At 42.2% G+C, this 10,867-nt stretch carries 9 protein-coding genes and 1 pseudogene; 6 read left to right on the top strand and 4 right to left on the bottom strand.

The window, feature by feature from the left end:
• Positions 1 to 135: pseudogene (locus E0H79_RS07785) on the bottom strand (RNA-guided endonuclease TnpB family protein); the annotation flags it as partial.
• A gap of 131 nt (positions 136 to 266) precedes the next feature.
• On the opposite strand from E0H79_RS07785, the gene E0H79_RS07780 reads away from it, so the two are divergent.
• From E0H79_RS07780 to E0H79_RS07760, 5 genes are all read left to right on the top strand, one after another.
• The gene (locus E0H79_RS07780; RefSeq protein WP_228258777.1) at positions 267 to 1,529 is read left to right on the top strand and encodes an RNA-guided endonuclease InsQ/TnpB family protein; all 1,263 of its coding nucleotides are present in this window, start codon (positions 267 to 269) and stop codon (positions 1,527 to 1,529) included.
• A 249-nt stretch (positions 1,530 to 1,778) separates the two neighbouring features.
• On the top strand, positions 1,779 to 3,608 hold the full coding sequence (ilvD, locus tag E0H79_RS07775) for a dihydroxy-acid dehydratase (protein WP_019837334.1): 1,830 nt from the start codon (positions 1,779 to 1,781) through the stop codon (positions 3,606 to 3,608).
• Positions 3,609 to 3,827: 219 nt separating this feature from the next.
• On the top strand, positions 3,828 to 5,513 hold the full coding sequence (gene ilvD, locus E0H79_RS07770) for a dihydroxy-acid dehydratase (RefSeq protein ID WP_004970362.1): 1,686 nt from the start codon (positions 3,828 to 3,830) through the stop codon (positions 5,511 to 5,513).
• Between the two features lie 115 nt (positions 5,514 to 5,628).
• Positions 5,629 to 6,948 carry a hypothetical protein gene (locus E0H79_RS07765; RefSeq protein ID WP_131261315.1) on the top strand — a complete coding sequence of 440 codons (1,320 nt, stop codon included), beginning with the start codon at positions 5,629 to 5,631 and terminating at the stop codon, positions 6,946 to 6,948.
• The gene (locus E0H79_RS07760) at positions 6,938 to 7,225 is read left to right on the top strand and encodes a chorismate mutase (protein WP_004970358.1); all 288 of its coding nucleotides are present in this window, start codon (positions 6,938 to 6,940) and stop codon (positions 7,223 to 7,225) included. The genes E0H79_RS07765 and E0H79_RS07760 overlap by 11 nt, the downstream gene beginning before the upstream one ends.
• Here the strand turns inward: E0H79_RS07760 and E0H79_RS07755 are convergent.
• Complete coding sequence (locus tag E0H79_RS07755; protein WP_131261314.1) at positions 7,191 to 7,460, bottom strand: hypothetical protein; 270 nt, start codon at positions 7,458 to 7,460, stop codon at positions 7,191 to 7,193. The two genes, E0H79_RS07760 and E0H79_RS07755, sit on opposite strands and share 35 nt — an antisense overlap.
• Before the next feature lie 82 nt (positions 7,461 to 7,542).
• Here E0H79_RS07755 and E0H79_RS07750 point away from each other — a divergent pair, with 82 nt between their 5' ends.
• Complete coding sequence (locus E0H79_RS07750; RefSeq protein WP_004970356.1) at positions 7,543 to 7,722, top strand: hypothetical protein; 180 nt, start codon at positions 7,543 to 7,545, stop codon at positions 7,720 to 7,722.
• 279 nt (positions 7,723 to 8,001) lie between these two features.
• Here E0H79_RS07750 and E0H79_RS07745 read toward each other — a convergent pair whose 3' ends face one another.
• The gene (locus tag E0H79_RS07745) at positions 8,002 to 9,300 is read right to left on the bottom strand and encodes a solute carrier family 23 protein (protein WP_004970352.1); all 1,299 of its coding nucleotides are present in this window, start codon (positions 9,298 to 9,300) and stop codon (positions 8,002 to 8,004) included.
• Positions 9,301 to 9,558: 258 nt separating this feature from the next.
• Entirely contained in the window at positions 9,559 to 10,506 is a 948-nt protein-coding gene (locus tag E0H79_RS07740) for a GGDEF domain-containing protein (RefSeq protein ID WP_004970350.1), read from the bottom strand.
• Positions 10,507 to 10,867: the final 361 nt, after the last annotated feature.

Here is a 10,867-nt window from a genome sequence, read left to right as displayed (position 1 = left end):
AAAGAATTGTTGTTTACGTTGTAGATGCTTAAAACACAAATCATTGACATAATTCCAGACAAAATTTACTTCGGATGCTAACTGATTTAGCACCTTGCAATGTTTGTCTTTTATGCGTAATTTGAGTGTCTTCATCCAATTATTTTAACAGTATTTTTCTTAATAGTGACTATAGTACAAGTATTTAAAACGACATTTCGTGTCGTTCATATGGTTTACTCCAGTCGCTTATATCCTCGTGCTGAACCACGAGGTTTTTCGCTCCAGTGGATAAATACTTCCGTGGCTTTGCACGTAAGTTCACTCCTTACAATCAATATTATGAAACGCAAGATCAAAAATACTCACACTTTAAATCAGAAGAACTCAGCGCATGGCTAAAACAATGCCCTAGCCAAATCCTGAGAAATTCAGCAAGCAATTGGAAAGAAACTCTTGATAGGTTTAAAAGTGGCATTTGTGGTCGTCCGAAGCGTAAAAAGAAAACAGATAAAGGCTCAATTTACCTCACCCGTGAATTGTTCAGATTCGAGCCTGACCAGTTTGGCAAACTGCATCTATTTATTGGTACGAAAACCAATAACATCGGAATTTTAAAGTTTGGGATTCATGCTGATTTTAACGAGCCTAAATCCCTCTACATCCGTAAAGAACGTGGTCAATACTTTGTGTCATTTTGCTATGAAGATGATCAGGATATTCAAGTAATCAAGCCCGAAGAACATCTAGAATATCTACGTGGTATGACAGCAGAACAGCTACAAGACATTGTGGTTGGTATTGATCGTGGCGTGGTTATCCCTGTTCATGCAGAGCATAAAGAATTTGATTTCTCCAAAGAGCAGAAGAATCACCTATCTAAAGCGGATCGCTATATCAAACGCCTGCAACGGAAACTATCACAACAACAAAAAGACTCTAACCGCAGAGCAAGAACCAAACATCGTATTGCGGTGCATCATGCAAAGAAAGCTAATATCCGCAAGGATTTTGCCCACAAAACTAGCCATGCATTGGTTAATGGATTTGGTAAAGTTTTTGTATTTGAGAAATTAAATACCAAGCAGATGACTAAGAAGCCTGCACCGAAAAAAGATGAGTTAGGTCGTTTCATTCCAAATAAAGCCAAAGCGAAAGCTGGCTTAAACAAGGCGATCCTCAATGTAGGTTGGTACCAGATCGCATCGTTCCTGAAATACAAAGCGGAACGATTAGGAAAAGCAGTTTTTAGTATCCCTGCTGCTTACACCAGTCAAGAGTGCGCTTCATGCGGTCACACTCACCCCGACAATCGCAAGAGCCAAGACAGGTTCAAATGCGTGAATTGTGGACACATTGACAATGCAGATCATAATGCAGCAATGGTGATTAAACAGAGGGCAGTAAAATTAATCTTAGACAGTGGAACACTGTTGGATGACAATCACTTGTCATCTAGTGGGCGTGGAGGTGTTCGTAAGACGAAAAAGAGTGTTAAAGCTTTTTCTCGCTGTACCGATGAAGCGTCAAAAGAGAAGTGTGCAGCTTAGGCTGCATCACGGAAACTCGGTTGCTTTAGCACTGAGTAGTTCATTTCAGTATGATCAACAAGGTGCTGTGGGTTCTCGTCACTTTTTATCCATCATAAAGTTGGTAAAGCAGCAGCCTTACTACCTCAAGCTGTAGTAAAATAGAAAGACTCTTAAACTATTTTGCAGTGATACAGATCTTGCAAACAGTATTATTTCGCCAGAATGAATTTCAGATTCATTTCAGCACAACCAAGTTGGAACTTTATAATGCCTGACTATCGTTCAAAAACATCGACACACGGAAGAAATATGGCGGGTGCACGCGGGTTATGGCGTGCAACGGGTATGAAAGACGAAGATTTCGGTAAGCCGATTATTGCGGTGGTCAACTCATTTACCCAATTTGTACCTGGCCATGTGCATTTAAAAGACCTCGGTCAAATGGTGGCAGAGCAAATTCAGGCGGCAGGTGGTGTTGCCAAAGAATTTAACACCATTGCTGTAGATGACGGGATTGCCATGGGTCATGACGGCATGTTGTATTCATTGCCATCGCGTGACTTGATTGCCGACTCGGTAGAATACATGGTCAGCGCACACTGCGCCGATGCAATGGTGTGTATATCCAACTGTGACAAAATCACACCAGGGATGCTGATGGCTGCTATGCGTCTGAACATTCCAGTGGTGTTTGTGTCTGGCGGCCCAATGGAAGCAGGTAAAGTCAAAATTCGTGGCAATGAACACGCGATTGACTTGATTGACGCGATGATTGTGGCGGCAGATGACAACTATACGGATGAAGAAGTTGCTGAATATGAGCGTTCTGCATGTCCAACTTGTGGTTCATGCTCAGGGATGTTCACTGCAAACTCAATGAACTGCTTAACAGAAGCTCTAGGTTTATCTTTACCGGGCAACGGTTCAATTGTAGCAACTCACGCCAACCGTAAAAAACTGTTTGATAAAGCAGGTCAGTTGATTGTGGAATTGGCCAAACGCCATTATGAACAAGACGATTACAGCGTATTGCCACGTTCAATTGCAACCAAAGCATCTTATGAAAATGCTATGACGTTGGACATTGCCATGGGCGGTTCAACCAACACCGTACTGCACTTGTTGGCGGCTGCCAATGAGGCAGGTGTGGATTTCACCATGGATGACATTGACCGTTTATCACGTAAAGTGCCTGTACTATGTAAAGTAGCGCCTGCCAAACAAGATGTTCACATGGAAGATGTACACCGTGCGGGTGGCATTATGTCTATTTTAGGCGAGCTGGATCGCGCAGGTTTATTGGACACTTCAGTAGGCACAGTTCACGAAGCGACTTTAAAAGATGCTTTGGATAAATGGGACATCATCCGTACCGAAAATGAAGACGTTTACCAGTTCTTCCGTTCTGCACCGGGCGGCGTACCCACCCAAACAGCATTCTCACAAGACCGTTACTATTCACGTTTAGATGGTGACCGTGACAATGGTGTGATTCGTAATGCAGAACACGCTTTCTCTAAAGATGGTGGTTTGGCGGTACTTTACGGCAATATTGCTTTAGATGGCTGTATTGTAAAAACTGCAGGGGTGGATGATTCTATTTTGAAATTCAACGGCACAGCACGTGTTTTTGAAAGTCAGGATGCTGCTGTAGACGCGATTTTGGGCGGTAAAATTACAGCGGGTGATGTGGTGGTGATTCGCTACGAAGGCCCACGTGGTGGCCCAGGTATGCAAGAAATGCTCTATCCAACCAGCTATTTGAAATCGAAAGGTTTAGGCAAAGAATGTGCCTTACTGACCGATGGTCGTTTCTCGGGCGGTTCTTCAGGTCTTTCAATTGGTCACGTTTCTCCAGAAGCGGCTGAAGGTGGTGCGATTGGTCTGGTTGAAGATGGTGACCGTATCGAAATTGATATTCCAAACCGCAGCATTCACTTGGCGGTAGATGACGCAACCATGGCGGCACGTCGTGAAGCGCAAGAAGCTAAAGGCTGGCATCCTGCAGAAGAACGTCCACGTAAAATTTCTAAAGCGTTGAAAGCCTATGCTATGCACACTACCAGTGCGGCAAAAGGTGCGGTACGTGAAATCTAAGCAGTACTTAGCAATTTAAGCTGCCACAAAAAAGCACTCCAAAATTGGGGTGCTTTTTTATGAGCCTGCCAATGAGCAATGTCAGTATCGCAGCAAATTTGAGCAATGAAATTAGACAGGCATTTTCGTTTACATCCTGCCCGCTTTCGATACAATGAAAAATAAAATAAATCGTCATAATGAACACGACATTTCACCCATCTTGCTAAGGAATCAGCCATGAGTAAACAGAATATCCGCGAACATTCAGCCGAAGTCTATGAAGGCATTGAAAATGCACCTGCACGTTCCATGATGCGTGCGGTGGGTTTTAAGGATGAAGATTTTACTCGTCCATTTATTGGAATTGCATCGACTTGGGCCAATGTCACACCATGTAATATGCATATTGATGGCTTAGCGCGCGAAGCAGAAACAGGCGTGAATCAGGCGGGTGGTAAAGGCATTATTTTCAATACCATCACCATTTCAGATGGTATTTCAAACGGCACCGAAGGCATGAAATATTCATTGGTTTCACGTGAAATTATTGCCGACTCAATTGAAGCTGTGGTGGGCTGTCAGGCCTATGATGGTGTGATTGCAATTGGTGGCTGCGATAAAAACATGCCGGGCTGCATTATGGGACTGGCGCGTTTAAACCGTCCGGGCTTGTTTGTTTATGGCGGCACTATTAAACCGGGTGCAGGACATACCGATATTATTTCGGTGTTTGAAGCCGTGGGTCAGCATGCCAAAGGTGAAATTAACGAAATTCAGGTCAAACAAATTGAAGAAGTGGCTTTGCCAGGTGCAGGCTCTTGTGGTGGCATGTACACCGCCAACTCTATGGCATCGGCCATTGAAGCATTGGGCATGAGTTTGCCGGGGTCTTCAGCACAAGAAGCTGTTTCTCAAGATAAAATGGATGACTGCCAACGCGCAGGCGAAGCAGTGATGAATTTGTTACGTCTGGATATTAAACCACGTGACATTATGACCAAATCTGCCTTTGAAAATGCCATTAAAGTGCTGATCGCTTTGGGTGGATCGACCAATGGTGTGTTGCATTTAATTGCCATGGCACATTCTGCAGGGGTTGAACTGACACTAGATGATTTCGTGCGTATTGGTCAGGAAACTCCAGTGGTGGCCGATGTACGTCCATCGGGCAAGTATTTAATGTCGGAGCTGATTGCCATTGGCGGAATTCAACCATTGATGAAACGTATGTTAGATGCAGGCATGCTCGATGGTTCTTGCTTAACGGTTACAGGTAAAACTTTGGCAGAAAACTTGGCCGATGTTGCTGATTATCCTGAAGGTCAGCAAATTATTTTACCGTTTGATGCACCAATCAAAAAAGATTCGCACTTGGTGGTTTTAAAAGGCAACTTATCACCTACGGGCGCAGTGGCAAAAATTACAGGCAAAGAAGGCTTGTATTTTGAAGGCCCTGCACGCGTTTTTGAAGGTGAAATTGGCGCGATGCGCGGCATTTTAGATGGTGAAGTGCAAGAAGGTGAAGTGGTGGTGATTCGTGGTGAAGGCCCTAAAGGTGGCCCGGGTATGCCAGAAATGCTGAAACCAACTTCTGCAATTATTGGCAAAGGTTTGGGTAATTCAGTCGCGTTAATTACCGATGGACGTTTTTCGGGTGGCAGTCACGGTTTTGTGATTGGGCATGTGACCCCAGAAGCGTATGAAGGCGGGCCAATTGGTCTGGTGAAAAATGGCGATAAAATTTCGATTAATGCCGAAACCCGTGAAATGACTTGGCATGTGTCGGAAGAGGAAATGGCAGCACGTAAAGCGGCATGGGTCAAACCAAAGCCAAACTATACCCATGGTGCATTGGCGAAATTTGCTAAATTGGCATCGGGTGCAGAAAAAGGTGCAGTGACTGATCTGAATTTAGAGGTCTAATTGATCATTTTTATATGAATTGATATAAATCCTTGTGTACTATTGAAGGGCGAGCGCACATGATTTGCATGTGGCTTGTCCCCAAACCACAAGGATTTTTTTAGAGGCTGATCTCATGTCACTGTTACGCCGTTGGTTCGATCCGATCCGATCGAGTTGGTTTTATCAAAAACCATCTCGGCAAGCGGTGTTGCCCACGGAACACGGACTGAGTGTGCATTTACGTCTAGATGATGTATATAGCTATTTGGCGGTACAGCAGTTACCGCAATTAGAAGATATTCTGGCCGATGAATTAAAACCTTTAAACGTGGTGATTTCGCGGCAAAGTGGCGATGCACCGAACCAAATGTCGGCTGCAGAGTGGCAAAATTACTGTATTCAAGATGCACAAATTCTTGCCAAACAGCATCGTTTTAGTTTTCACGATACCCCTGAGCCACCGACTGCAGAGGCCTTAATACAGGCAGAAACCATTTTGCGGCATACCCCGTTACGTGGTCAGGATTTCTTGTATTTACTCGAAGATGTGTTCCATATGCTGTGGCAAAAGCAGTCGGGTAAATTACGCACCTTATATGCTATGGCCAGCCGTCATCATCAAATTCAGGATTTTCCTGAACGAATCTTTAATGATGCACCTGTATTGGCCAGTTATTTTGAATTTGGTGGACGTAAATATCATGCCGTAGATGATTTATTGCGTCTAACCCGCCGTTTAAAACAACAAAAATTACTCACCGATAATCCTATTTTCTTGATCAATCACATTGAATGGCGAGAACATTTAATTAGTGATGCCGAAGAACTCAATGAAATTCAGGCACTCGACCCTGAACTGGATTTGTATATTGCACTGGAAGACCCGATTTCTTGGTTGTTATTGGCGTATATCAAAGAAGAATTAGCTGCCTATTACAATATCCATTTGAATGTGTATCCCTTGTCTTATCATGGACGCGACTGGTTTGACTGGAGTTTGGCGACGCGATTATCTAAACGTACTGATGTTGCGTTTACGCCGTTTTGCCGCCCGACTGAGCAGGCGACTTATCAAATGGCACAACTGTATTACAGTGCGCCTGAAGAACAGCGTGTGGATGCCATGTATCGCATTTTGCAGGCGGTATGGACGAGGGGACAGGATTTATCCTTTAAAGCGCATTTTGAGCGTATGCAGCGTGAACTGGAGTTAGATCAACTGACCACAGCCGATGTGACCGAGTTGCTCAAAGAAAACGATATGCTGTGTGAAATGAAATCTCAGCCCGATTTTCCTGTGTTGGAATTGCGCATAGATGGGCAAAGCTACGTGTTTAACAGCTTATATCGGGTGTGGATGATTGAAAGTATTTTCAGTAATGTGTTAGAAGAAAAGTATAAGAGTGAAAACGAAACCGAAACTGAAAGTGTAGCCCAAGCCCATGAACAATGAAAAAGTAAACTCATTACAACAAGCACGTGACAAAATAGACCAAATTGATGTGGCTTTAATTGAACTGATTGCATCGCGTCAGTTTTATGTCGATCAGGCCATGCGCCATAAACAGACTGTGGAAGATGTACAGTCACCGCAGCGCGTGAAAGAAGTGATTGAAAAAGTCCGTACTTTGGCTGTGCAACATGCAGTCGATCCTGACATGGTCGAGCGTTTGTATCACGATATGATTCAGCATTTTATTCAGCGTGAATTAAAAGAATTCCGTCCTTAATTGATCTATCCCTAAGTTTGGGCGATGCTTCAAACGCAGCCCAAACTTTGCGTTTTTGCGGTAAAACCGCGTATTTATATGCCATCTTGGTATTCAAAGCATAATTTTTAAAAATAATTTGCTTATTTTTTCTGCAGGTGGTTTTAAGCGCAAAGCCTTGCCTGTCTTGGCTTTGCTGGGTTTTTGAAAAGTATTGGTAAAAAAAAGAATATGATTTTATTACATTTTTTAACATTGTAAGTTTGCTTTATTTTAAAAAGTATATATATTGTATATACATCTTTTGCAAAGCAGTCTTTATTTTGGAGAGATCAGCAATGAACGAGCAAATCAAAAAAATAAAGACAGGCAAGAAAGATGGACAACTTTTAATTCGTATTAATAGTACTGAACGTGATGAATTTATTCGTTTATGTGAAGAACTTGATACTAGTGCTGCTCGTGAATTAAGAAAATTTATTCGTAGTTTTGTGAAACAACACAATGGCAACGAATAGCCTTACTAAGGAGTAATACCATGGCTAAGCAAGTTAAATCTTTGAAGCAACAAATCAAAGCACGTTTGAAAAAGATTTCAAAACATAAAGGCAAATTGAAGCAACTTAAGCAAGAGCTTAAAAAACAGAAATAAGCCAAGTAAAAGCATTATCTCTTAAAAACGGTTCATTCTAGACAGACCGTTTGAGGTAAAAAAAGACCGAACAATCACTGTTGTTCGGTCTTTTTGCATTGTTTCGGCATTTGCTTAGGTTCAAGCAAATGACCGCAAGTTCTGATTAAGAGGGATCACGCAAACTAAAGAACCAGTTCAGGAACAAGGCTGCAAAAGTTGCTGTCCCAATCCCGCCCAAGTTAAAGCTGCCCAATTGCAACGCAAAGTCACCCGTTCCTAAAATAATGGTCACGGCAGCCACCATCAGATTTTTGTTTTTAGAAAAATCGACTTTGTTTTCAATCCAGATTTTCGCGCCAGCAATGGTAATCAAACCAAATACCACAATCGAAGCGCCCGTTAAAATGGCGGTAGGAATGGTATGGATGATTGCCCCAAATTTTGGTGATAAGCCAAGGAAAATAGCAAAGACCCCCGCCACCACAAAAATAATCGTGGAATACACGCGGGTAACAGCCATCACCCCAATGTTTTCACCATAGGTAGTCATACCCGGTGCACCGACACCACCTGCAAGGGTTGTGGCAACACCATCGGCTACAAAGGCTTTACCAATGTGTGGATCGAGGTTTTCACCAGTCATGGCACCTACTGCTTTAATGTGTCCCAAGTTCTCTGCCACCAAAATGAAGGCAATTGGGGCAATAATCAGCATGGCATTCACATCAAATACAGGCGCATGAAAGTCTGGTACGCCAAACCAAGCGGCTTGCTGAATCGGTGCGAAGTTAATTGGCGTCCCCCAACCCATGACATTGGTGACTACAAAATAGATCAGATACGATATGAGCAAGCCAATCAGGAGCAAGAGGCGTTGCAGTAAACCTTTGGTAAATACGGCAATCATGCCCATACATAGCACAGTCACCAAGGCCATCCACATATTAAATGGATTGCCTGCAACCGCTTTGACCGTGACAGGAGCAAGGTTTAAACCAATGATCATCACCACCGCACCTGTCACCACAGGTGGCATTAATTTTTCAATCCAGCGGGTGCCAGTAGCCATCACCAAAAAGCCAATCAAGGCATATAAAATACCGCAGGCAATAATCCCGCCTGCCGCAACCCCAATATTGGCATTTAAACCGCCTGCTGCGCCTGCATAGCCTGTGGCAGCAATCACCACCCCAATAAAGGCAAAGCTTGAGCCTAAATAACTTGGAACACGCCCACCTGTCATGAAAAAGAACAGGATGGTACAAATCCCTGACATTAAAATGGCAAGGTTCGGATCAAAGCCCATTAAAAAAGGTGCAAGTACAGTGGCACCAAACATGGCAAATGCGTGTTGTATCCCCAATACAACGGTTTGTGCAGGCGGTAGATACTCATTGGTACCTACAGGACGTGCATCAATGCTGCCTTCATAAGGGCGCCATTTGGGAAACCAATTGGACATAAAGTAAGCACTCAAAAGCTAAATTGAGCACATCATACTCTTGTATTGCCTAAATTTTTTAAAAATTTTGCCAGAAAACAGATCAGCTGCTTATTTTTAGGATTAAATTTTACTATTTGATAAAATTTACATTTAATATAAATAAGTAATTTTATTTATAAATTTAAAGAATGTATTGCAGTCACTTAGTGATAGTCGCAGTTTAAAAAAAATTGTATGACCTGCGATTTTTGTTTGTATTTTATACAAAATTAATATTCATGATTCAATATCTTGCTGCACATTATTACGTCCACTTTGCTTGGCTTTATACAGCGCAGCATCAGTACGCTGAATTAATTCATGTTGATCTGCATGATAAATATATAAGGCACTTAAACCAAAACTTGCGGTAATTTGAATCTCATGTTCTGCATAGGCAATACGATGTTGTTCAATGGCAATTCTGCAGCGTTCCAGTACATTTTGGGCAATTTGCGGTGAGGTATTGGAGAAAATAATCATAAATTCTTCGCCACCAAAACGTCCGATAATATCTTCACTGCGTAGATTTTTTTGCAAAATTTTTGGAATTTGCTTGAGTACCTGATCCCCTCCATCGTGTCCATAGCGATCATTTACTTGCTTAAACCAGTCTAAATCGAGCAGGGCAAGGCAGATGTGTTCTTTGTTTTGCCCCGCCAATTGTTTTTGATTCACCAGTTGGTTGAATTTTATGCTTAAACCGCGTCGGTTGAGAGTTTGGGTGAGTGGATCAAGCAGAATTAGTTGTTGCTGATGTTCTTCACGAATCATCCAGCGTCCCAAAAAAGTATTAAATAAAATGGCCAACAGAACACCAATGATGGTGCTGCCAATCAAGTTATTGATGAGCATGAAATTTTGGAATTCCGCACTGGTAAACGTATAGGGCTGAAAAACGGGCGCATAGGGGATAATATTGCGCAAGGTCAGCAAAGAACCACCGTAAAATACCACCAAGCAGGGAATGGTGCCCCAAAAGATAATGCTGCGTTTAAACAACAATAAGCCTGTAAAAATGGAGCCAATGGTAAATACGCCTGTGAGTACCGTCATTTGACCCAGAAAATAGCCAATACTCATGAGTGAGCTGCTATAAAAGCCTAAACACAGAATTGGAAAATAATAGAGTGTGGTCTGATTTTCAGGAATACGATAGCTGATGACATATAAAGACCAAGGCAATCAGCAAATACAATATTAAACAACCCAATACCCATGGCAGCATGTATGGGGTAAACAAGGGTTGGCTTTGACTGAGCCAAAGTACCACTAAAAAGAGTAAATGAAAGAAAAAAACCAAGCCACTGACGACACGTGATTTTTGGATGTTATTTAAACTGAGGAGATTTTTATACCCTTGAAAAAATTAAAAATTTTTAGCTTTAATAAAGTCGTCATTGTAGAGCTTTCTGGCATAGGCAAGTCCAAACTCTTATTTATTGTCTAATCTAAGCATAATTCAAATAAGTTGAGACAGAAATCATAAAAAATGCCAGTTATCATGTTTTTTTATGATTTTTTCTACTTAGCCTAATATGTAGTC

The sequence above is a fragment of the Acinetobacter sp. ANC 5045 genome, from assembly GCF_004331005.1.
Lineage (GTDB): Bacteria > Pseudomonadota > Gammaproteobacteria > Pseudomonadales > Moraxellaceae > Acinetobacter > Acinetobacter towneri.
This window is presented reverse-complemented; position numbering and strand designations above follow the sequence as displayed.

What these genes read in the sequence shown, in the direction of transcription:
- E0H79_RS07760 (WP_004970358.1), top strand. Translation starts at nt 6,938, where the DNA reads ATGAACAATGAAAAAGTAAACTCATTACAACAAGCACGTGACAAAATA.
- E0H79_RS07755 (WP_131261314.1), bottom strand. Translation starts at nt 7,460, where the DNA reads ATGTTAAAAAATGTAATAAAATCATATTCTTTTTTTTACCAATACTTT.
- E0H79_RS07750 (WP_004970356.1), top strand. Translation starts at nt 7,543, where the DNA reads ATGAACGAGCAAATCAAAAAAATAAAGACAGGCAAGAAAGATGGACAA.
- E0H79_RS07765 (WP_131261315.1), top strand. Translation starts at nt 5,629, where the DNA reads ATGTCACTGTTACGCCGTTGGTTCGATCCGATCCGATCGAGTTGGTTT.
- ilvD (WP_019837334.1), top strand. Translation starts at nt 1,779, where the DNA reads ATGCCTGACTATCGTTCAAAAACATCGACACACGGAAGAAATATGGCG.
- E0H79_RS07745 (WP_004970352.1), bottom strand. Translation starts at nt 9,300, where the DNA reads ATGTCCAATTGGTTTCCCAAATGGCGCCCTTATGAAGGCAGCATTGAT.
- ilvD (WP_004970362.1), top strand. Translation starts at nt 3,828, where the DNA reads ATGAGTAAACAGAATATCCGCGAACATTCAGCCGAAGTCTATGAAGGC.